At 43.4% G+C, this 21,774-nt stretch carries 21 protein-coding genes and 1 pseudogene; all 22 read right to left on the bottom strand.

The genetic code is table 11. The features are described from left to right. Positions 1-211: 211 nt before the first annotated feature. A complete protein-coding gene (locus ISALK_RS04965; RefSeq protein WP_160719735.1) occupies positions 212-1,138 on the bottom strand; it encodes a radical SAM protein in 927 nt (308 codons plus the stop codon). A 99-nt stretch (positions 1,139-1,237) separates the two neighbouring features. After that, complete coding sequence (locus ISALK_RS04960; RefSeq protein WP_160719733.1) at positions 1,238-2,062, bottom strand: class I SAM-dependent methyltransferase; 825 nt, start codon at positions 2,060-2,062, stop codon at positions 1,238-1,240. A 154-nt stretch (positions 2,063-2,216) separates the two neighbouring features. Further along, positions 2,217-3,317, bottom strand: a complete 1,101-nt coding sequence (locus ISALK_RS04955) for a serine hydrolase domain-containing protein (protein WP_371723579.1) — start codon at positions 3,315-3,317, stop codon at positions 2,217-2,219. Next, positions 3,303-3,827, bottom strand: a pseudogene (locus ISALK_RS15520) (GNAT family N-acetyltransferase); the annotation flags it as partial. The gene ISALK_RS04955 and the pseudogene ISALK_RS15520, both read right to left, overlap by 15 nt. Before the next feature lie 55 nt (positions 3,828-3,882). Then, positions 3,883-4,251, bottom strand: coding sequence for an iron chaperone (locus tag ISALK_RS04950; RefSeq protein WP_160719729.1), 369 nt, complete (start codon positions 4,249-4,251; stop codon positions 3,883-3,885). A 68-nt stretch (positions 4,252-4,319) separates the two neighbouring features. Continuing rightward, positions 4,320-4,931, bottom strand: coding sequence for a histidine phosphatase family protein (locus ISALK_RS04945; protein WP_160719727.1), 612 nt, complete (start codon positions 4,929-4,931; stop codon positions 4,320-4,322). A gap of 253 nt (positions 4,932-5,184) precedes the next feature. After that, a complete protein-coding gene (locus tag ISALK_RS04940; RefSeq protein ID WP_160719725.1) occupies positions 5,185-6,054 on the bottom strand; it encodes a DUF6920 family protein in 870 nt (289 codons plus the stop codon). After that, the gene (locus ISALK_RS04935; protein ID WP_160719723.1) at positions 6,045-6,677 is read right to left on the bottom strand and encodes a TetR/AcrR family transcriptional regulator; all 633 of its coding nucleotides are present in this window, start codon (positions 6,675-6,677) and stop codon (positions 6,045-6,047) included. The genes ISALK_RS04940 and ISALK_RS04935 overlap by 10 nt, the downstream gene beginning before the upstream one ends. A 183-nt stretch (positions 6,678-6,860) precedes the next feature. Continuing rightward, the gene (locus ISALK_RS04930) at positions 6,861-7,454 is read right to left on the bottom strand and encodes a CDP-alcohol phosphatidyltransferase family protein (RefSeq protein WP_160719721.1); all 594 of its coding nucleotides are present in this window, start codon (positions 7,452-7,454) and stop codon (positions 6,861-6,863) included. 89 nt (positions 7,455-7,543) lie between these two features. Next, positions 7,544-8,590 carry an ABC transporter ATP-binding protein gene (locus ISALK_RS04925; RefSeq protein WP_160719719.1) on the bottom strand — a complete coding sequence of 349 codons (1,047 nt, stop codon included), beginning with the start codon at positions 8,588-8,590 and terminating at the stop codon, positions 7,544-7,546. Then, positions 8,587-9,417, bottom strand: a complete 831-nt coding sequence (locus tag ISALK_RS04920; RefSeq protein ID WP_160719717.1) for an ABC transporter permease — start codon at positions 9,415-9,417, stop codon at positions 8,587-8,589. Before ISALK_RS04920 ends, ISALK_RS04925 begins: the two co-directional genes overlap by 4 nt. Position 9,418: 1 nt before the next feature. Further along, the gene (locus tag ISALK_RS04915) at positions 9,419-10,300 is read right to left on the bottom strand and encodes an ABC transporter permease (protein WP_160719715.1); all 882 of its coding nucleotides are present in this window, start codon (positions 10,298-10,300) and stop codon (positions 9,419-9,421) included. 104 nt (positions 10,301-10,404) lie between these two features. Continuing rightward, the gene (locus ISALK_RS04910; RefSeq protein WP_371723545.1) at positions 10,405-11,685 is read right to left on the bottom strand and encodes an ABC transporter substrate-binding protein; all 1,281 of its coding nucleotides are present in this window, start codon (positions 11,683-11,685) and stop codon (positions 10,405-10,407) included. A gap of 77 nt (positions 11,686-11,762) precedes the next feature. Continuing rightward, the gene (locus tag ISALK_RS04905; protein ID WP_160719713.1) at positions 11,763-12,458 is read right to left on the bottom strand and encodes a TVP38/TMEM64 family protein; all 696 of its coding nucleotides are present in this window, start codon (positions 12,456-12,458) and stop codon (positions 11,763-11,765) included. Positions 12,459-12,502: 44 nt separating this feature from the next. Continuing rightward, positions 12,503-13,861 carry a M20/M25/M40 family metallo-hydrolase gene (locus tag ISALK_RS04900; protein ID WP_160719711.1) on the bottom strand — a complete coding sequence of 453 codons (1,359 nt, stop codon included), beginning with the start codon at positions 13,859-13,861 and terminating at the stop codon, positions 12,503-12,505. 12 nt (positions 13,862-13,873) lie between these two features. After that, the gene (locus ISALK_RS04895) at positions 13,874-14,026 is read right to left on the bottom strand and encodes a hypothetical protein (protein WP_160719709.1); all 153 of its coding nucleotides are present in this window, start codon (positions 14,024-14,026) and stop codon (positions 13,874-13,876) included. A gap of 114 nt (positions 14,027-14,140) precedes the next feature. Continuing rightward, positions 14,141-14,617, bottom strand: coding sequence for a glycine/sarcosine/betaine reductase selenoprotein B family protein (locus ISALK_RS04890; protein WP_160719707.1), 477 nt, complete (start codon positions 14,615-14,617; stop codon positions 14,141-14,143). Positions 14,618-14,660: 43 nt separating this feature from the next. Continuing rightward, positions 14,661-16,070 carry a dihydrolipoyl dehydrogenase family protein gene (locus ISALK_RS04885; protein WP_160719705.1) on the bottom strand — a complete coding sequence of 470 codons (1,410 nt, stop codon included), beginning with the start codon at positions 16,068-16,070 and terminating at the stop codon, positions 14,661-14,663. A gap of 220 nt (positions 16,071-16,290) precedes the next feature. Beyond that, complete coding sequence (locus tag ISALK_RS04880; protein WP_160719703.1) at positions 16,291-17,022, bottom strand: P-II family nitrogen regulator; 732 nt, start codon at positions 17,020-17,022, stop codon at positions 16,291-16,293. Beyond that, entirely contained in the window at positions 17,009-18,502 is a 1,494-nt protein-coding gene (locus ISALK_RS04875) for a DUF1538 domain-containing protein (protein ID WP_160719700.1), read from the bottom strand. The genes ISALK_RS04880 and ISALK_RS04875 overlap by 14 nt, the downstream gene beginning before the upstream one ends. Before the next feature lie 131 nt (positions 18,503-18,633). After that, a complete protein-coding gene (locus tag ISALK_RS04870; protein WP_160719697.1) occupies positions 18,634-19,140 on the bottom strand; it encodes a GNAT family N-acetyltransferase in 507 nt (168 codons plus the stop codon). Positions 19,141-19,168: 28 nt separating this feature from the next. Further along, positions 19,169-21,715: a hypothetical protein gene (locus tag ISALK_RS04865; protein ID WP_160719694.1), complete on the bottom strand. Its 2,547-nt coding sequence runs from the start codon at positions 21,713-21,715 to the stop codon at positions 19,169-19,171. Between the last annotated feature and the right edge of the window lie 59 nt (positions 21,716-21,774).

The following is a 21,774-nucleotide window of genomic DNA, read 5'->3' as shown; positions in this document are numbered from 1 at the left end:
TTATTCGTTGTACTTTTTCTTCTCGGTTTGGTCATAGGTGATACAGGACATTCCAATACATAATTTGCTACAGTATAATAAAACCAACCTATGGTTTTATTTGCACGAGAGCGCATCCCGGATATTTTTCAATGGATTATCTATTTCTTCATGCTTATTGCTCTGTTTACAGTAAAAGAATTTGAGGACGCTTATCTCGTCCTCTTTTTGTTTATTTTAAACGATAGGTATCAAATCCACGGTAGTGAACGACTTCTACGGTTCCCGTTCTTCTTAGCCGCTGCAAAATTGCTTCAGTATTTTCGTTCCCTCTACTTTTCAAAAAACCTGCGATCTCGTACTGATGCATAGGATGTCTTTTAATAATGCTTAGAATCGCCTCGTAATCATCTATGTGGTCACTTTGAAACCCTTCGGATACCAACAGATCAATTGATATTCCACGCAAAACCTCTGCGGCATGCTTTAATTTTTCAAAATCCGATGCTTTAACATGAAACTCCGCCGGAGGACGAATCGGCGTATTAATATAGAGCCGATCATAATTCAAGTTTTTCAATTCCTCCAGATAATGTTGTAAAGAATCCTCATCGTCATTAATCCCATCCATCAACATAATTTCAATCCATAGCTGTCCCGGATACTCATTCGAGAAAATCCGAAGTCCTTCCCGGATTTTTTTAAAAGTAATGGATCCGTGTGGTCTGTTAATTACTTTAAAAGACTCTTGATCATAGGCGTCCATGGTAGGTAATACAATATCAGCTCCAAAGAGTTCCTTTCGCAGATGTTCATCGTATAACAACGCTCCATTGGTAATTACCGCTACAGGTTTGTCAGTTTTCTGACGAATCCCCAGTATCAGCTCCCCTAACCCTAAATACAGCGTGGGCTCCCCTTCTCCTACAATGGTTACCACATCAAACTCCACACCGTTTTTTATGGTTTGTTCTAATTCATCAAGGATTTCTTCTACGGGGTAAAACAACTTGCGGGTATTAGTCATGCGATCCGTTCTTCCCAGTTGGCAATAAATACAGGAATAGTTGCATACTTTTTTGGGAATTAGGCTGATCCCTAAGGAGATTCCAAGTCTTCTTGAAGGCACCGGACCATATACATAATTTATATCCCTCATGCTAATTCCTCCTTTATCCATCTTTTTCCGTCTTACAAAAACCTGCCTTGTTTATCTAAACTCATTGTTATTGCAGAATTTATCCGAAGCCGGAACCCCCTATTTCTTCATAGCCTTTATACTCAACATCAAGGGAAGCTTCCCTTCCAACTCCGGATAATACAAAAGGCCGTTCTCATCGATTTTACTGCCTCCCATACCGGAAACGCAGCGGTCATATTCTTTTATATAGGTAACGTACAGCCCCCCGCTTAACAAACCATTGATAATGGTGCTCAGCTGGTGCCCCCAGAAATAGTTTTCCGCATTCTTTTCCTCGGAGGCGTACCCTCCGATTGTGAGCTCTAAATCCCCGCTCTTTTGAAAATAGGGATATCTAGGCTCCAACACCCCTCGATCCAAAGCCGCTTCATCAAAAATTCCCATAAAAGGATGGCCATCATGAAGATAGAAAAACCCTTCATCCTTTAAAAAATGAGCAATCACTCTTCCCCACTGATCTAAATCCGGCAGCCATCCAATGGCACCGTCAGAGGTCATAACAATGTCATACTTTCCGCTATGGACCTCCATAAGTTTTAAAATATCAGATTCGATAAATTCCACATTGTTCATGTTGAAATCCTCTGCAAGCTTGTTCCCATAGAAAATATTCTCAGGAACCAGGTCCACCCCGATAACTATGGCTCCTTTACGAGCCAGGAGGATAGAATCTGCCCCGGTATTACACTGAAGATGAAGGATTCTTTTCCCTCGAATATCTCCAAGTTCCTCTTCCACCATGGGGTTTAGCCTAAAGTTTTCATCCGCCAATTCAGCCTTAAAATGTTCGTAGTGATCCTTTGCCAAGGTTCCCCAGGCAAGCTTATTGGATTTAATCTGCTGTTCCTGCTCGTTATTTGTCGATTTTCCCTTCCAATTCATTATAATTGCCCCCTCAAGAATTATTTACCGTCCGTTACGTCAATTTTCAGTTTCACCGGCTATGACTCAAATACCACCGTCCCCTTTGGGCTACGTCCCCTTTGGGCTACGTCCCCTTTGGGCTACGTCCCCTTTGGGCTACGTCCCCTTTGGGCTATTGGGGTTTTCCAATTAGGTTTTCTTCAATCCAGATGGATAAATCGTCTGCGCCGTATTCCCGATTGCAAAGCACCGTTACTTCCCATCCGGTGTCAGGATAATAACTTGATCGGAAATTAACGCCCGGATCCTCGCCCATGATCATGTACTTATACACTTGGTCTCCCTTTGTTTGAACCCAGATACCGTAACCGTAGCAAAACTCTTCTTGCACTGTTGCATGAGCTTTCAAAAATATTTTCAGAGTCTCTTGTTGTAAAATCTCTCCATTAAATAGCTTTTGCCATAAACGGCTCATATCCTCTGCGGTGACAAATACCCCGCCGTCGGGTCCCCCCACTACAGGAACCGAATAGATATTGGAAATCATCTCTCCCTGCTGATTGTTATAATACCCCAGGGCAGTATTTCCCGGTAAACGATCCATGGGAAAGTATCCGGAGTTTTTCATATCAGCGGGATTTAAAATATGTTTTTCAATAAAATCCGTGAATTTCTCTTCGCATATCTCTTCGATGATGATTCCGAGTATGATGTAGGCCCCGTTGTTGTAGTGAAATTTCTCTCCCGGTGAGAACATCGTATTTCCTTGAGTAAGCAGTGGAAGAAAGTCCCTGGGTTCCCGTAACAGATACATCGGTTGTTCGATCCAAAGTTCACTGAAATCATCTATTACCTCTTCGTCAAAGTAATCGGGTATGCCCGAGGTGTGGCTCAATAGATGTTTGATTTTTACATCGGAATGAAAATTCGGGAAAAGATTGGTAAGATCCCTTAATCGGTCTTCATAGGAAATCTTCCCTTCGTCGATCAATTTCCCGATCCCCAGGGCCGTAAAGAATTTTGCTCCCGAGGCAATTCCGAATCTTGTATCCTTGTAATTGTATCGACGATTACTTAAATCTGCATAACCGAAGGCCTCTTGATAAAAGCTATCTTTCCCTTTTTTAATAGAAACGACTCCTGAGAAATCCTCAATCCCCTTAATTTTCCACTCCAGTTCCCTGCGTTTTTTCTCGGATAACCCATGGTTTAAAGATTCCTCTCTTTCATCAATCAATGAATCTTTCTCAGAACTTCTAATCCTTTTAGCCATCAGTATATCCGGTTTTCTATATCCATTGGCGTCGGGCAGTACCCCGACGATTTGGTAACCGAGTTTTTGATAGAATTCATAGGGATGGTTGCCGTAGTTCTTAATATTTTCGATTTTTCGGTAAGTATCCTCAAATAAGTCCGTATCACTAAGAGAGGTTTGAAACCGCTCATCATCGGTTCCAAGATAAATCATAATACCTCCCCTATTTGCAACTTCCCGTTCCAAGGTTTCAACCAATTTCCTACCCACTCCCTTGGATCGCTTGGACCCGTCCACCACTAAGGGATGCAGTTCCCAACCTGTGGATTCGTACTGTGGAATGGCTCCCACAAAACCCAGAAATTCTCCATCTCCAATGGCCATTAGGGCTATCCGGTCTTTACTTAAAACGTTATTCATCTCTTGTAACGAATCGTCGCTATAGCTTTCAGGAAAATTTTCTCTTAACAGCTCGGCTCCGGCCTGTATGTAGGCTTCACTCTTTTTATCAAATGCTATAATTTCCACTTTTCATCCACTCCTTAAATACTATAATGTGATTTTTATGTTTCTTGTGGCAAACCTAACGCCAAAAGCTCGTAGTATCTTTCTTATCCTCTAAATTGTAGGTAATCATTTTATCCAGCAAATCATAGCTAACAGATTGAGACCATTTAATTTTATAAAGCATTTTAGTGCGCTGATACCCTGCCTCTTTAATAGTTTCCTCAAAGAAGTCAAGAACTTCAGCCTCCGGAGAAACGGCAATATGGTGTTTTGCTACGCTAAATCCGATAATATAGGTACCATGGTGAGTAAACATCGGCTGATTCCATTTAATTTCCCGTTCTAATTCCGGAAATTTCCCGGAAATGTGGGTAAAGATTTCTTCTAATCTTTCTCTTTTTTTCGGTTCCTCTATGGTGTTTAATAAATCATTAAAATCCTTCATTCCTAACACCTCCTGCTTTATTTATTCCCCTTTCCTTTCTCTTTACGCAACTCCATGAAGCCACAGAATCAAGTTTTGATGTAGGACATATCGCTTAGTCTGCTAAGAACGTGTCTTCCTTGATTGTCTTGATGCATCTTTGACACCCCTCCCGCAGCCCCGTGGAGATTACAGAAATTTAGCTGGTCCATATTTAACCCCAACCAAATAGCATGAAAAATACTCAACGTGTCCCCGTGAGAGACGATGATTAGGTTTTCATCTTCACTTTCCATAATCTTTCTGTAAAAGGGCAGGAGGCGTTCCCACACTTCCTTTCGGGACTCTCCATCGGAGAACATTTTATCCTCAATCGTTTTTTCTAGACACTCCATATTTTCCCTTAACCAAGCAACTGACTTTCCAACAGCTTTGCCCAGGTTCCTTTCTCGGAGTTCTTCTGTAATGATCGGCTGAATATTTATCTGCTTACCGATAATTTCTGCCGTATGTTTTGCCCGTAGAAGATCCGATGCATACATTACATATTTATCTTCCTTAATTTCTTCTTTAAGTCTCTTCCCGATTCTAACAGCCTGCTCCATACCTAAAGCCGACAAATCCCAATCTGTCCAGGAGCCTACCATACCGTTGGTGTGATGAATCGACTGGGTGTGTTGGATCGTAATGATTTTTTTCATTGGACCACCTTTCTGGAATTTTTCAAGAAACCTGTTACTTTAATTCCCTTCAGAAGTTATATAGCCTCTGTGTTCAAAGGCCATACTTTATAGTATATTAAATTTTCAGAATTTTGTAAGGACATAAGGGCGGATTATCTCTCCGTCTAAAGGCGGAGTTCTTGATAAAAAAAACAGCACCGCTAACAAGTAAATTTTACCCAAAGCGATGCTTATACTCCATAGAATTATTCGGACCGATTATTTTTTTCTGCTAATCTTCAAATTTCACATCATAGTTCTCCAATTTATACCAGGTAAACGGTATGTCATCCATAACCCAAGTAATCTCCACCTTCGTTGGGATCTTTATACCGTTATACTCCTTATGATCATTAATCCTTCCGATACAGGGAATCCGTTTTGCCTGTTCATCGTGATCTTTGTACCGAAGACTTTCCATCATTTCTAAGGTGCCATCTTCTTGAAAATAAAAATCTGCTGCAACGGTCATGTTTTTATACGTTAATATCCCTTTTGCACTTTCCTGATCGATAGCTTCCCAGGTCATATAATCCTCTAGAGCAGCAGTGGGATACAAAGGTATCTCCAGTAAAAAACGGTGAAGTGCCGATTCATCCAGTTTTTTACTATCTTTCGCATTTACCACAGGGATCAAGGAACCGATGCGAACCTCCATTAAGCTGTTCCCTTCATAAAACAAATCTCTTCCTTTCGTATTGATTAACGGGATCATAGGTAAATCCACATGCCAAAGAAATCCCGGCTGATCCACCCGGATATATTGTTTTGCCTTTGCCTCTAGCCAATGCTTTTGATCAGGTTCCAATTTCATATCTCCCCGCTGAGAAAATTCTACAGATCGTACTTTTTTCTTTCCCACAACGCCGACAGAAAGCAACCATCTTTTCACCGGTTCCGGAAGACCCTCTAAATCTTCCTGAGTAATCCGAGATTCATCTCGGACTTCTTTCTTGGAATCCATGGACATTAGCTGATCAATTTCCTTGGAAATCCGATTACTCATTAGAAAACTCCCTCCGATAAAGGACAAAATAATCACTACTACCATCCCCAGTAAAACCAACCACCAATATTGGACGAAAAAATCTTTTATTCCCATTTTATTATCTCCTTTTTTCTCAGTCCTTGAAATAATAACCGGAACTGTTCTTGAATAAGTTCTTGAATCACTTTTTTATCTTGAATATCTTCAATTATGATTCTTAATAGAAGGCCGTAATTAGCCGTCCAACAAATCTTTGCAATGATAGTCGGATCTCCCTTTAGAAACTCTCCTCTCTCCATACCTTTTTCTATTGCCTTCTCCAGCTTATTGATACCCCGTTGTTCATGGGATTCCTCTGAATGTAACACAGCGGTCATTTCAATAATTTTTGGGTCTTCGCTGAACATCACTGCTTTATAATATTCGCGCATGTTTAAAGCTGCCCCTATATAGGAAGTAAATCGCTGAATAATCTGTTCCTCTATTGTCATCTTTTCATCCAGCTTCTGATTGATCGCCTTCATAATCCTTTTATACCCTGATTTTATTAACTCCCGGATCAACACATCTTTATTCTCAAAATACTGATAGATGCTACCCGGTGTGTAGCCGGAACGCTTTGCAACTTCTCGCATGGATATCCCTTCAAATCCTTCTTCTTCCACAATACCCTCTGCACTCTGAAGCATCTTCTCTTTAATTGCACTGCGTTTGGACTCCTCCATTTTTGTACGCATATCAACCCTCCTCATTTAATCGCAGTATGTAATACAGCATTTCATTTCACTTAGTACTTACAATCAAACCATTGTTAAACGTCGTTTAATTAAACAATGTTTATTTTACCAAAAGCTTACGATCTTGTCAAACTTATTACATAGGAAAAAGCCCCTGACTCTTTATTAAGAACCTTGAGGCTTTCAATTGCTCTGCTCGCCGAACCGGTAAATTCCGTAGAAACGTCCTATACCGGTTACAAACATTAACACATTAAAAATTAAGAATAAGTAAAAGGTAAGATGAGGAAATATAAGCACTAGGCTGAAAAATATAAAGGTCTCGGTTCGCTCCAGCAGCCCGGAATCATAGTGTATGCTTTTTTCACCAAGATTTTGATATAGGGACCCGGCAGCGAGAAAGGTGGAAAAATTAAAAATGACCCCGGTCAGAAAAAACAGGTACATCCAGGTATACTCGGGCATCCAGTAGTGAAAACCGAAAATCATTGCCGCCTCCACCATGCGGTCTAAGATCAGATCCAACAGGGCGCCGCCGGCAGAGGTTCTTTTTGTTAACCTCGCAACGGTTCCATCCAAGACATCCATTAGGCCCGACAGCCAAAGCAGTGCTAGAGCGATTACGGGATTCTTCCCGGCAGTTAAAATAGCCGCAAAAACTCCTAGGATAAAGGCAATAACCGTGATCTGATCCGGGGTGCAGTTCATTTTGATCATCACTTCCGCCATTTTTTCGAAGAATCGATTAAACGCCGGTCGTAACTTTGTATCAATCATATTTCTCACCTCCCTAAAAATTTATGGCCATAGGCGGCAACAAATTCGAGATTTACAGCTTACAACTTCAATTTGCATTATTGTTCCTTTTATTCACAAACAATCATCGATTCTTCCGAAGTGCTTACCCTAACCGAATCTCCGATTTGCCACAAGCCTTTGCCCATCACCGAAGCTTTGCCTCGAAACCCTTTGACGTCAAATTCGTAATAGGTTTTCTCCCCAGCATAAATTCGATTCATGATTTTGCCGTCTACGCCACGGTCACCGTAGGCTTCTTTGTCCTCTTTTGACAGAACCAAAGCCTCCGGGCGAAGGAGTAGTTTGCTGCTTTTTTCAATGGTTTGTAATGCTCGTATTTTCGGAAAAATCCCCAGGACCGTATAAACCCAGACATCATCGATTTTTTCTATGGGAATTTCATTAACCTCTCCGAAAAACCGGGCAATCTCCAAGGTCTTTGGCGTTTCGTAAAGTTCCTCCGGCGTCCCGTACTGTTTTAGTTCTCCGTCAAACATCACCCCAATTTTACTCGAAGTAACAAGAGAGTCTTCCTTATCATGTGATACCAAAATAGTAGTGATTTTAAGCTTTCTTTGTATATCCACGATAAAATTTCGCATTTCCTCTTTCAAGCGCTGATCCAAGTTAGAGAAGGGTTCGTCTAACAGGAGCACCTTCGGACTTACAATCAGCCCTCGAGCTATGGCCACCCGTTGTTTTTGTCCCCCGGAGATCTCTCCGGGAAATTTCCCACCGTGGTCCTGTAACCCTACAAATTTCAACATCTCCTGTACCTTTTTTCGCCGAATTTCTTTTGGAACCCGCTGCATGCGAAGCCCGAACTCGATATTGCCTCCCACGGTCATATGAGGAAACAATCGGTGATCCTGAAAGACGATCACCGCTCCCCGTTTTTGCGTCGGCAGATGATCTACAGCCAAACCGTCAATAAAAACCTTGCCCTGGTCCGCTGCCACCAAGCCGGCGATAATCTTTAAGGTCGTGGTTTTTCCACAACCCGAAGGACCTAGAAGGGAGATCATCTCTCCTTTATTTACCTTAAGCGTTAAGTTTTTGATCGTCTCTTCTTTTCCATACTTTTTGCTGATATCTTGTAAGTATACTTCCTTCATGATTTCACCTGTTTTCTCCTATAAAATACACCGGCAATGCCGCTGTTTTTACTGTAATATAACCGTAACATTTTCTCTATTATTAGTAGAGCTAATAAGGCTACCGCAATGAATACCAAGCTGTAGCTTGCCGCCATCATCCGATCACCGCTCTGAATATAGGGGACCATTAACAGGGGAAAGGTTTGCACACGGCCGCCGCCGATTAAAAAAGTTAAAAAGTACTGACTGAAGGAGATGATAAAAATCATACTGCCGGCGGAAAGGATACCCGGCCTAATCGTGGGCAGAGTGATATGAATAAAGGTTTGAAAACTTCCGGCACCAAGAACCTTCCCCTGTTCCTCCATCTCATCCCCCACTAACTCAAAGATATTGGTAAAAATTCGAACTCCGTAAGGGATTGCGGGGACAATGTGAATTAGAGTCACCCCCAACTCTGTATTGGTAAGCCCCATCCGGATAAAAGTTCCCTGTATCCCCATACCCACGGCCACCGGAGATACAATCAACGGTGCCAGCACAAATATTTTAATAAAACCTTTTCCGGGGAACTGATAAATCCCTAAAGCCTTCCCTCCCGGTATGGTAATCCCCAAAGTTAAAATCATTACAAATAAGGAAATTCTAATGCTGGTAATAAGACTTTCCAGAGCCCGGCTCCCCGGCTTAAAAATTTCTCGAAGGCCTCGCAAACTCAGTTCTTGGGGGATGATTTCCGGGAAAGGCCAGGATACGGTTACGGACCATATCAGGACCATCACCAGGGGTAAGATAAAAGTAAGACTTAGAATAATAAACAGCATTCCACTCAGCCTTTTTTCCATATTATCGCCTCTTTCTATAGTGCCGATACCGCTTAAACACCCAATGATAGAGCCATACCAATATTACGGAAATTCCTGCAAGTACCATGTTCATAGCCATGGCGTAAGGTCGGTTAGTCCAGTCGGGATTAATGTGTTCTACGTAAGCAAGGACCGGCAAAGCCCGTGGGGATGTAGGGCCCAACAGAAAAGGGATTTCGTAGGAACCGAAGGAGAAGGCGAAGAGAATAATAAAGGTGGAAAACACACTGGGCAGGGATAAGGGAAGAAAGATTCGAAAAAAAAGATCCCCTCCCTTGGCCCCTAAATTACTGGCCGCCTCCACCATGTCTGTTTCGATGGATCGCAACACCTGATAGACGATTAAAAAAATAAAAGGAGCTCCCTTCCATACGTAGGCCAGAATCACCCCAACCCCTCGAGAATCGAAAATCAACCCGGGAAATTCCCGGGACTCTTCAATGAAACCCATTAAAACGCCCAGTCTTGCAAGCATTCCGCTTTGAGAAAAAAGCGTAAATATCAAAAATGCCGCAACCAGATGAGGCACGATGATGGGAAGCTTTAATAAAGCCTGAAGTCCCCGCCTCTCCTTTTGTTGCATTACCAATAGATAGGCAAGACTCACACCGATGACTGCAGCCAGTAGCGAAGATATTAAAGCTACCCGCAAACTGAACATTAAAGCGGAAAAGAAGCTTTCGCTGCTAAAAACTTCCCGGTAATAATCAAGGGTAATATCATATAGACCAATTCCGGGATAATATCCGAGACTCTGGAAAATACTGATTCCCAGTCCTAAAGTGAACACAAAAAACAAAATACTCAGCACCGGAAGAAGATAGATATATGGCTTTAGCCAAGTTTTTTTTACTGGTAACATCACGATCTTCCTTTAAACTGCAGTTTTTATTCTATAAACCACAACCTGAATTTACATAATTTAACTGTAAAGGTTAGTGCTACAACTTTTACGAGCTTTCGGTTTTACCCCAATATAGTTTCCATCCAAATTCGGTCAATCAGCGGAACCAAGGGTGCGGGAACTTCCGGAAGGCGATTGTCCAGCAAGACCTCTTGAGGCAGGACCCCTTCCCCCAGTTTAACCGCTTCAAAGATTTCCTGCTCCTCTTCGGATAATTTGTCGTTATCCAGCACCGGTAAATCTCCCCAGTTAGCAGGCTCGTACTTACTGGCTTGAACTTCCGGGGTTAAGATTTCATTGATTGTAACCAGAGCCCCGGCTAGGTTTGGACTGTTAAAAGGTACCCCGATAAAATGTCCGTTGCCGATGGTGCCCTTATGAAAAATGACACTGGCGGATGTCTCGGGAAAGACCCCGGAGCTGATTCGCTGGGAAACTAGATTGGAATTATAGGCCATCACCATACGGACTTCACCGTCGGCATACATATTTTCCAGTTGAGCAATGGTTGCGGGATAAGTCTTTCCTTCCCGCCATAAATAGGGCTTAAGCTCTTTAAAATACTCCATGGCCGGTTTGATGGCTTCCCTTACCAGGTCTTCATCGGCCTCCATCTCTAGAAACTGTTCATGCCCCACAATGTCGTAGATGATGTTTCGGATAAATACACTTCCGGTAAAATCCGGAGGTGCGGGAAAGGTAATCTCTCCCGGATGTTCTTTCGCATAGGCCAGCAACGCTTCATGGCTTGTTGGAGGATTCGGAGTTTTCTCCTCGTCGTAGATCATAACAAACTGCGCTTTTCCAAAGGGGGCTTCGTACCCTTCCGTAGGAAAACCGAAATCGTACTGTACTTCCACGTCCTCATCGTCAATATAATGGTTGAAATTCGGAAGAGCATCGGTAAAAGGTCCGTATAACAGATCATTGGTTTTTGCGGTAAAGAAATTCTCCCCGTTAATCCATATCATGTCTACGGTTCCCAAAGCCTCTGCCTGCTTTTCTCCCTGTAGTTTATTTAAAATCTCATCAATATTCATCGGCACCCATTCCAGGGTAATATCATATTTTTCCATCATACGGTGGGCTAGAAAGCCGTTTATCCAGTTATTGACCGCCTGGTCCCCTCCCCATCCGTAAAAATTGACTTGCGTTCCTTCCGCTTCCTCCAAAATCTCTTCCCATGACATAGTTTTCAGGTCCAGGTCTTTCGCCCCCTCTTCTTCGCATCCATAAACAAAAAAAGCGGTTACTATTAAAACCATTCCTAAGAGCAGGCTTGCTTTAGTGTCGCTGCTGATTTTCCTTCTGTATCCGGACTTGTTTTTTCTGATTATCCCCACTGGTAAACCTCCCTGCCTTTCGTATACTAGGTTTTTCAGCCTAATGATCAATTTTTTACTGATGATCATTAGGCCTTCTATTTTATTTTATACTCTTCCATTTCCTCTCCCCGCTTTTTACTGAGATAACCGGGAATAAAGGATATAATCACAAAGAAAAGAGCACCGATAGCCAGATATAGAAATGTTTTTCTCAAATCCCCTTCACCGCTTACCACAGAACCGGCCATAAAGTTGTAGGCAATTACCCCGGGCAGCATACAGATCCAGGATACCAGAATATAAGTCCGTAGTTTAATTTTTGTCAATCCATAGGCAAAATTTTGTAAATTAAAAGGGAAAAGAGGAACCATTCGGGTAATCATGAGCATCCGCCATCCATTTTTTTGTACCCCTTTATCAATCTTTTCAAACTGTCTATTTCCCTCAATCCATTTTTCCACCATGTCTCGAGCGGCGTATCGGGCAATCAGAAAAGCCGCCGTGGCTCCGAGAATCGACCCGATGGATGAAAAGACGGCTCCTCGCACTGCTCCAAAAGCCAAAGCACCTACAATCGTAACGGGAAGTCCCGGTAAAAACACTATACAAGCTAAAATATAAATTATAATAAATACCACCGGACCCATCATTCCGTACTGACTTACCCATGTTTCCAACTGTCTTGCATTGTCCAAACTAATGTATTCATGGAGCCCGGTTACTCGAATGCCAATAAAGGCCAGAATCAATCCTGCGGCCACCAGCAGTAACTTTTTATATTCTTTTTTCATGCTTTGCTTCCTCCAATAGGCCTATAATCTCCCAATTCCCTGGGTTACAGGTTTTTCCCCAACTCATAAATAATACGGGCACTGGTATGAATCCCGTTATAGAAACAATCCAGCTTTAAATTCTCATTCGGTGCGTGGTTGGCTTCATCGGCATTTGCATAGGGAATCATAATGGATGGAACCCCAAGAACCTTTGTCCAAACATAATCCGGTAAACTTCCTCCCATCCCGGGGTAAACCACAGGTTTTTCACTGAAGGTTTGCTCTACACTTCGGATCACTGCCTTGGAAATGTCCAGCTCTGCGGATGTTTTAGAAGGTCGCATATCCTCTTCCTCCCGAGTGAGACGAATGCTTGGATTGTACCGTTGAATATGGTCCTTCACCTTATTTATCAGGTCTTCGGGCTCCTGATCGTACACCAGTCGAATTTCCATCTTCGCCGTTGATTCGCAGGGAATGATGTTTTTTGTCCCTTCCCCGATATGACCTCCTCGGATACCGTTGATGGTTAATGTGGGTTTAAACAGTAACCGGGAATAAAAGTCTTCTTTCTCATGATGGATTTTATCAACCCCGTATACTGTAGCCAGTCGGTCAGGATCATAGGGTAGATTATTGATCAACTCACGCTCATAGGCTGTAGGCGCAACCACGTCATCATAGAAACCGGAAATCAGCACCTGGTCTTTTTCATCTTTCATGGTTGATAAAAACTCCACCATTTCCCATATGGCATTGGGAATCACCCCTCCTTTATTACCGGAATGATTGTCCGTGGAGGCGGTTTTCAGGTGCAGGTCAAAGTTCATGACACCCCGAACGCCAAAAGCGATTAACGGAGCCCCGCTTTCATGCATCGGTCCGTCAGAGGTCAGTACCAAATCCGCCTTCAGCAACTCCTGATGTTTCTGTACGAAAGGAATCAGATTGGGACTCCCAATTTCCTCCTCCCCTTCAAAGAGAAACTTTACATTAACAGGAAGAGAGCCCAGCGTCTCCAAATAAGTTTTTACCGCTAAGACATGGGTAATTAATTGACCCTTATTGTCCCCGGTACCTCTTCCATAGATCCGTCCCTTCCGAACCCCAGGCTCGAAGGGTGGACTGTCCCATTTGTCAAGGGGTTCCGGCGGCTGAACATCATAATGCCCGTAAAATAATATCGTTATACTCTCGGAGTTCTCTCTCTTGACTTCGCCGTAAACCACCGGTTGTCCCCCGGTCTCATAGATCGCTGTATCGATCCCCGCCTTTTCCATAATGCCTTTTAATAAATCAGCACATTCTCTAACACCAATGTCTTCCGTACTAATGCTCTTCTGTCTTACCAACCCTTTTAAAATTTCCAAATACTCCTCTTCCAATTCCTTAATCCTGGCCTGTACTTTTTCGATTGACATAAAACCCCTCCCCTACGGTCGCTTCCAACGATAAGGCAGTTCCACGGTACTCTCCGCTGCCCCTTCCAAGGCGAATTGCAATAAATTCATTAATATGCTTCGCTGCAGATCTGCCTCCCCCGCCATACCGAAAGTTTTTCCCAGGGGAAAGCGAATATGCATCATCCGCGGTGGCCGGACCTTCTTTCCGACCTTCGGCAAGTGCATAATCGATGCGGTGCGGATTCCCTGCTTTTCAATTTCCCGCTGTATCAGCCCTACAGACTGATGACAAATATATCAGCCGGGGGTTAGTATGGCGATATCCACCTGGTCTTTAACCAGGGCCTTTGCCACTTCCGGAGCGCTCTTTTTTATCAAGGGTCGGGTTTTGGGAATGTAGCCCCGAAAGGTATAAAAGTTTTCCGCAATGGATCCAATGACCCCTTCTTCTTTCAATTCCCGTAAACGATCGATGGGAAAGACCACATTAATATCCAAATGGGCCTGACTGTCGTCGTAGTGCCCGTGGGTAATCATCAAATCCTCCATTTTCGCATCTCCGGGAACGACGCGGTAGGTTGGATCACTACCTGTTGTGTCAAAGGGGTCGTCTTCCTTTAAGTGTACCCCCGCAGTGGTAACTATGGCCACCCTGGATTCTTTCAAATTCTTTTTTACCGGTGCAATCACCGGAGCATCATAATGCTTGGAAGGTCTTATTTCTACGGCCTTTCCTATGATTTTTTCAATAATTCCCTTTCCGTCCTTTGCCATTTATCTCACCTCGTTGTTTTATGGAGTCTATAGTTTATTTCTTCTATCGAGAAAGCCATTTTTTCAGTAATTTTCGCTGCCAGGGACGAACGGAGTCCTGAAGATGATCAACTGCAAGACTTTTATAAATTTCCGACTTTGTGGGATAGGCGTAAATCAAGCTCTGAAAGGCGGATAGTTTCATTTTTTTATTGATGGCTAGGGAAACCATACCGATCATTTCTCCTGCCTCATTGGAAACTATGGTGCCTCCAATAATCCGACCTTTTCTATCCAGGATAATTTTTACAAATCCCTTCCTGTCCTCTTCTATAATGCTACGATCCACCTCTTCAAAGCTTTTATACAGGGGCTTTCCCAGTTTTCCCCCTTTTTTTGCGGAAGCTTCCGTAAAACCGCTATGAGCAACCTGGGGTTTCGTGTAGGTGGTCCAGACGGCCTTGCTGTAATCCGCCTTTGCTTGAATCGGAAGCAACAGATTTTTCGAAACAATCTCCGCCTCGTAACCGCCCATGTGGGTGAATTGATATTCCCCCACAACATCACCGCAGGCATAAATGTTCTTTGTGGAAGTCTGCAAATGCTTATTTACTTTTACATACCCTTTTTCATTCACTTCTACGCCCCCATTCTTCAGGCCTAAACCTTCGGTGGAGGAGATTCTTCCAAGGGCGATCAGAAACTTGTCTCCCGTTAACTCTTTTTCTTCTCCGGTATTTCGATTTCGAAGGGTCAGGTTGAAATCTTTTTCCCCCTGGTTTTCTGCTGTCTCCCGAATTTTTACCGGTTCATACCCAAGGTAAAAACGGATCCCTTCTTTTGCTAAAATATCTTTCATCACAGGATCTACCTCGGGCTCATCCCTTTTAAAAAGGTGCCGTCCCCTCGATATAATGACCACCTCACTACCGAGTTTTCCAAAGGCTTGGCCGATTTCCATGGAAATCGGGCCTCCCCCCCAAATAATAAACCGCTTTGGTAGTTCTTCCATTGAGAAGAGATTCTCATTGGTTAGATATGGTATTCTCTGTAAACCATCCAATTCTGGTATCCGGGGTTTTGATCCCGTGGCCAGGACAATGTTTTTACCGCTGATTACCCGGTGGGGCCCGTCACTTTCATTTAGTACGACTTCCACCCGGTGATCATCCAGCAACTTCCCACTCCCTTTCAATACCGAGACTCCCATATTCTCGAAACGTTCAACGGAATCATGGGGGGCAATTTTTTCAATGGTCTGTTGGATTTGATTCATCATCTCGGAAAAATCTGCCCCTTTTTCCACCCGATACAGCAGGGATTTACTGGGAACACATCCTGTATTTAAGCAATCGCCCCCCATTTTATTTTTTTCTATTAAGGCCACCTTTGCACCAAGATTTGTTAAAATACCTGCTGTCATCAGCCCGGCACTGCCGGCCCCGATCACAATGGTATGAAAGTCATATTTCATGGAGATCCCTCCTTTTATCCACCTACCTCAAAACCAATACCCCTTTTGGAAGTTTCATGGTGTTTTAATTCTCTAATACTGATATTTTACCCAATGTATCGGTTTTCACACGTAAAAAGATCCCATCCTAGGATGGGATCCGATTCCCTTTATATAAATTTTAAAAAACTTAACATAATATCTTCATATGTTTTTATACCCTTCTGCTTTCCCTATATCCTTACTGTATACCATACACCTCATCCACGGGCTGGACAAACATAATACCCTTCCCTGCCTCGTCGATGGATGACTGCTCTTTAATGGCCTTGGTAACCTTTTCGGTAATGTCTTGCTTTACCAGGATCATGACAATTTCTTTTTCCGGCTCGATTTCAAAGGCAAATAGTTTGCTGGTTTCGTGAATTCCCGAACCCCGGGCATTGACCACCGTGGCTCCCTTTGCTCCCGAGTCATTAGCGGCGTCCACCACTTCTTTGGCATTTCCCCGATCTACGATTACAAAAATTGATTGATACATATCCATCTTCCCACCTCCACTGGTATTTTCCCTAGGCCTTGCATCCGCCCCGTATTTGGATCCGATTATTTGATTGACGGGAATGGAAAATGCAATCCCACTATTAGGCTTTTTAAATTTCAGTTTCTCCGTAACCTTTCTTAAAAAGAGCTCTCCATGACTTTGTTTACCCAGCACCAGTACAATTTCCTTTCGATAATCCGCCAAAGCTAAAAATTTCAACAATCGATTTGGGGCAGTGCCCTTTCCAAGGATTACCGTTCCTCCCGGAATGCCGCACTGCTTAGCCAGCTGAATCACTTTGCTTCCCAGACCATGGTGCACGATTACCACATGAAGTTTGAAAGCTTCCTTAGGTGTATCTTGTTCCCCTTTCAGATCATCCTGTTTTTCTATATCTTTCTCTTTTTTTGCATTCTTATGATTTTCCATTGCCGTTGACCCCCTTCTTTACGGTTTTCAGTTTAAAGATCGTTCCCAGGATTTGCAGGGTGATTATGGGCATTAAGGCCACCATGGCTATCATCCCGAATCCGTCCACCAGTACATCGGCGGTGGGATGGTCATAGGCCGCACCGTTGATAAAGGCCAGGATAAAAGTGGCGGTCATGGGCCCGGTGGCTACTCCTCCGGCATCAAAAGCGATTCCCACAAACAGTTTCGGTGTAATAAAGGTCAGTATCATCGCAAACAGGTAGCCGGTTAATAAGTAATGCCACAGCTGAATTTCCGGAACCACGATTCGTAAAAGAGAAAGGGAGATGGCCAGTCCCACTCCCAGGGCCAGAGCAACGAGGACGATATTTTTCTTTACATACCCGGAGGTAACGTCTTCAATCTGATGGGTCAGCACGTAGACCGCAGGCTCCGCTAAAATCGTAGCCACACCCAGGATAAAGCCGATTAGGATTAAGTAAAAGTAGGTGTCAAGCCCCACCAGGAAAGATCCGATCTCACTGCCCACTGCCATAAATCCGGTATTCACCCCCACCAGAAATAAACTTAAACCGATCAAGGCATAGATAAAACCCAAGGTCATTTTTCTTAGGGCCTCTTTTTTAATAGGCCAGGTAAAACGAATCAATAGGAATATGGCAACCAAGGGGGCAAAGACGAAAAGACTTTCTAAAAAAGCTCCGGGAACCGCATTGATAAAAGCCCCGATAACCGAATCCCCGAAGGTCACTTCCGCAATTTCCACGGCGGCAAATTCCTCTACTTCTGTAAAAAGATTCAGGATCATAACCGAGATCACCGCCCCCACGGAGACGATGGCAACCAGTCCGAAACTGTCCTTTTCCGATGCTTTGCTGTCCTTTTTCATGGCGGTAATTCCCAAAGAAAGGGACAGTATAAAGGGCACGGCCAACACTCCGGTGGTGGAGCCGGAGCTGTCAAAGGCGATGGCTAAAAACTCGGGGGACGTAAAAAGCCCCAGTACCAGGATGATCCCATAGGAACCCAGAAGAATTACATGTAAAGGGATGTTATAAATCAGTCGTAAAAATCCTAATATCATAAACACTCCGATGCCTAAGGACACCACGGTTAAAATCGTAAAACTTGAAATCACTCCTGCCGTCAAGGCGTCGATTTGGTTACCGAGGATCAAGAGCCCCGGTTCCGCAATGGATATAATAAACCCGAGGACAAAGGCGGCTGTAATCACCAGCCATAGTTTGTTTTTCTTAGTAATTACGGAACTTAGAAGAGAACCTAAGGGGGCGATTCCCAGGTCCACACCGATTAAAAAAAGGGTCAGTCCGAACAGGATAAACACAGAACCCAGTAAAAATTTACCCATCAAATGATTGTCTATCGGAACAATGGTCAATCGCAGAATCACAACAATTAATGTAATGGGCAGTATGGCAAAGAATACTTCCTTAATTTTTTCACTGAAAATATTCACGGTACCCCTCCTTAGGTATGTGGCGCTTCCCTTTAATTATAGGATAGTTCTGATACTTATGCAAAAGAACTTAAGTAAAGACCTGCCCTATTCCATAGGAGCAGATCTTTATACAGCAAGATTATCACCGATTAATCACAGAACTTGGAAAGTCTTTGCAGTTGCTCCCCTTCTACCCGGTACACCGTCCATTCATCCATGGGAACGGCCCCCATCTCTTTATAAAACTCGATGGATGTGGTGTTCCAATCAAGACACCACCAATCCAGTCGTCCGCAGTCTCTGTCCACTGCAATTTTCCCTAAAAAGGATAACAGGGTTTTACCGTAACCCTTTCCCCGGTACTCAGGTTTTACGAAAAGGTCTTCGAGATAGAGGTTGGCTTTCCCTAAAAAAGTGGAGTAGTTATGGAAAAACAGGGCAAAACCTACAGGTTTTCCTTTTTCTTCTCCAATGATTACCTCCGCCTGCTTTTGGACAAAAATCGACTGTTTAAGCCCTTTCTCTGTGGCCACCACTTCATCCAACATCTTTTCATACTCCGCTAGGGCTTTAATAAATTCTAAAATAAGGGGCACATCTTCCTCTGTGGCAAATCGTATTTCAAAGCCTTCAATATTGGTTCGGTAACTATTCATATTTTCCGCCTCCTCATATTTATTCTTCTTAATTTCTTTCCTGAACCAATGCGGGAATAAACGCCTCCAATTCATACACCAGCATTCCCCGCTCATCTTGGTAATAAACCCACTCATGTTCGTGATTTATATACAAGTCGTCGTAATTCCATAAAGGAGGCGTCTTTGCTTCGTTGCCCCCATCTTTAAAGTGTCTTAAAAAGCCATTCATCGAATATCTGCCACTGCTGCTTTCAATCAGTAAATCCCCGGTTTCCCGGTCATAGTAAATCCCCGCGGGAAAATCCATAAAAGATCGGTTCATCAAACTGTCCATGGATATGGTAAAGTGCTCCTTACCATCGTTCTCAATGGGTTCTTCATAGGTAGCGAGTACCGAAGCGTAGCCTTCACGAATGAATTCTTCAATAGTTTCCAGGGAAGTTACTTCTTCTATTTCATCCAAGGCGTTATAGGATATCTCCATCAGGGTTACATCCATCCGTCTACTATCTTCTCCTAAAGATTGTTCTGCAGCGATTAATAGATCGTTACCGATTTCGTAGTTCAAGACACTTCTTCCCTGCTCGCTGCTATGGTTTACTTCAATAACTGCCTCCAGGATTCCCTCATAATCCTTTAGAATCATACTTCGGTCCCTGATCATCCCTCCGCTGGAAAGACCCAGGATTTCCAGGAAGTAATAATTCTCTTCCATGGGGTGAAAGTCATAACGGACTTCATGGATCCCTCTTTCTTCTTTGGTTTCATAGACAGGCTCTAAAGCTTCCGTGAGTTCCGAGGGCAAAAAGCTGTTCTCCACCATATTAAACTCCCAGAAATCTCTAGCTCCGGTAACCACCAGTAGCCGGTCCTCATTAATCGCTTCCACCTGGGTAATGTTAGCCTCTTGTAGTTCTTCAGGGAATTCTTCCGGCTCTATAATTTCTTCTTTTTCAAAATCATAAAGGGTTAATGAGGCTTCCGAAGTTCCCCCCTCTTCTGTCCTATCCACGACGGGATACATCAGCATGATTCCATGGCCGGGGCTTAAAAAGTATTCCCCAGGGATTCTTTCGTCAAAATATACCTCTTCGGTGGTATCTTGGGTATGATTTTTTACTTTCACAGTAAAATTTCCATCGAGGTCATCCTCTTCATGGGAGATGATGGAAAACACATTGTCATTCTCCAGTAAAAATTCCTCGGTGTAAGTAACGAACTCCCCACCTGTTTCTAGGGCTCCATTGCTCCGAAGGAAAAGTTCCTCTTCTCCTCTTTGTAAAATCCACCACTGATCCCTGACGGATTGATCCGTAACTATATAATAATCCCGGTGCCGCTCAATTTCATAGTCCTTATACTCTTCAAGCTCAGCATATAAAATCACAGGGTAGTCCTCGGCTATAACCGACTGTCCCGTAAGCTCACCGTTTTGAAAATCATAGGTTTGGAAAACCAGTTCCTGATTATCGGAAAATAAAACAGCAATCTCGTCACTATCTACCGCCACCTGTAAGGGGTTTTTATCACTGAACTCCTCTACCCAGGCAGGATCCGCCCTATCCAGTACATGATCTATTTGAATACTTAAGTAGTATCGTTTTAAGGACTCCAGGTATAGGCTCCGTATTTCAAATACCCCTTCTTCATCGATATATTCCCCCAGAAAATCCTCAGGATAGCCGCTTCGATAAAGCAGCTCATAGCCGAAGAGTTCGTCGGTGGGTCTTTCATATTCCCGGAGTTCTAAAGAATGGATCCCCAGGGTTCTTGTTGCCTCCTCCTCCATGGTTTCCACAATGATATTCACTAACTCCTCTTGGCTATGGATTTCTCCCCGATACTCCCGGAAATCTTCTTCCGTGATCAGATCATCCAATGCCTCCTCTTGATAAAAGCCCTTTAAGGATACCTGAAGACGGTAAGTATCCCCTTCGGAACTCTGGGTAAACACAAAGCCGAAATCACGAAAAAAATCCTTATCCATTAGGGTTTTTGCTACCTCTTTTTCCAAGGATCCCTCAGGAAGTTCATCACTGACCACGGTAAAGTCCATAAAATCTTTAATCTTTTGTAAATCATCTGCGATATAGGATGTGGGATTCTGTGGGATCACAAAATAGAAAGCCTCGGGATTTTCCGCTCGCCAGTTGCCTCTATTCTGTCTTGAAATTCGAATTTCTTCCGGAAGAGCCATGCTCTCTCGGGAGGCATCTTCCAGGGCCTCGGCATAGATCCGCTCTACAGCCTCCTCCATGGATTCCTCTTCCCAAACCTCTTCATCGATCACCCCTTCATATAAACGGTCATACACCTCCGTGAGATTAGGCCGTGTGAGAATCACTTCATAGGATATTTCATTCCTTCCATCGGCGACCTCAATCAGCTCGTGAATCTCTATGTTTTCTGCAAGTTCATCGTCGTATTCCTCTGCCATTTCATGCTTTGCTTCCCTAAAAGCATTTTCCAGCGCTTCATTTTTAGCCTCGGCCTCTCCGGTTCGACTTATATATACACTTCCAACGATTACAGCAATCAGTAGCACAATCACAATTCCTAAAAACCATTTCACTTCCCGGTTGTTATACTTCATAAAATCCCCCTTCTGCCTCTTGATCAAATATTATTATGTAGATCGATTCATGAATCCTT

Source organism: Isachenkonia alkalipeptolytica, assembly GCF_009910325.1.
Classification (GTDB): domain Bacteria; phylum Bacillota; class Clostridia; order Peptostreptococcales; family T1SED10-28; genus Isachenkonia; species Isachenkonia alkalipeptolytica.
This window is presented reverse-complemented; position numbering and strand designations above follow the sequence as displayed.

Bases quoted from the DNA above. Each gene is read 5' to 3' on its own strand.
- ISALK_RS04935 (WP_160719723.1), bottom strand. From the start codon at position 6,677: ATGCGTACAAAAATGGAGGAGTCCAAACGCAGTGCAATTAAAGAGAAG.
- ISALK_RS04880 (WP_160719703.1), bottom strand. From the start codon at position 17,022: ATGGAAAATCATAAGAATGCAAAAAAAGAGAAAGATATAGAAAAACAG.
- ISALK_RS04955 (WP_371723579.1), bottom strand. From the start codon at position 3,317: ATGGCTAAAAGGATTAGAAGTTCTGAGAAAGATTCATTGATTGATGAA.
- ISALK_RS04905 (WP_160719713.1), bottom strand. From the start codon at position 12,458: ATGAAAAAAGAATATAAAAAGTTACTGCTGGTGGCCGCAGGATTGATT.
- ISALK_RS04930 (WP_160719721.1), bottom strand. From the start codon at position 7,454: ATGATTGATACAAAGTTACGACCGGCGTTTAATCGATTCTTCGAAAAA.
- ISALK_RS04925 (WP_160719719.1), bottom strand. From the start codon at position 8,590: ATGAAGGAAGTATACTTACAAGATATCAGCAAAAAGTATGGAAAAGAA.
- ISALK_RS04960 (WP_160719733.1), bottom strand. From the start codon at position 2,062: ATGAATTGGAAGGGAAAATCGACAAATAACGAGCAGGAACAGCAGATT.
- ISALK_RS04920 (WP_160719717.1), bottom strand. From the start codon at position 9,417: ATGGAAAAAAGGCTGAGTGGAATGCTGTTTATTATTCTAAGTCTTACT.
- ISALK_RS04885 (WP_160719705.1), bottom strand. From the start codon at position 16,070: ATGAAATATGACTTTCATACCATTGTGATCGGGGCCGGCAGTGCCGGG.
- ISALK_RS04865 (WP_160719694.1), bottom strand. From the start codon at position 21,715: ATGAAGTATAACAACCGGGAAGTGAAATGGTTTTTAGGAATTGTGATT.
- ISALK_RS04940 (WP_160719725.1), bottom strand. From the start codon at position 6,054: ATGGGAATAAAAGATTTTTTCGTCCAATATTGGTGGTTGGTTTTACTG.
- ISALK_RS04890 (WP_160719707.1), bottom strand. From the start codon at position 14,617: ATGGCAAAGGACGGAAAGGGAATTATTGAAAAAATCATAGGAAAGGCC.
- ISALK_RS04945 (WP_160719727.1), bottom strand. From the start codon at position 4,931: ATGAAAAAAATCATTACGATCCAACACACCCAGTCGATTCATCACACC.
- ISALK_RS04950 (WP_160719729.1), bottom strand. From the start codon at position 4,251: ATGAAGGATTTTAATGATTTATTAAACACCATAGAGGAACCGAAAAAA.
- ISALK_RS04895 (WP_160719709.1), bottom strand. From the start codon at position 14,026: ATGATGCATATTCGCTTTCCCCTGGGAAAAACTTTCGGTATGGCGGGG.
- ISALK_RS04965 (WP_160719735.1), bottom strand. From the start codon at position 1,138: ATGAGGGATATAAATTATGTATATGGTCCGGTGCCTTCAAGAAGACTT.
- ISALK_RS04870 (WP_160719697.1), bottom strand. From the start codon at position 19,140: ATGAATAGTTACCGAACCAATATTGAAGGCTTTGAAATACGATTTGCC.
- ISALK_RS04915 (WP_160719715.1), bottom strand. From the start codon at position 10,300: ATGTTACCAGTAAAAAAAACTTGGCTAAAGCCATATATCTATCTTCTT.
- ISALK_RS04900 (WP_160719711.1), bottom strand. From the start codon at position 13,861: ATGTCAATCGAAAAAGTACAGGCCAGGATTAAGGAATTGGAAGAGGAG.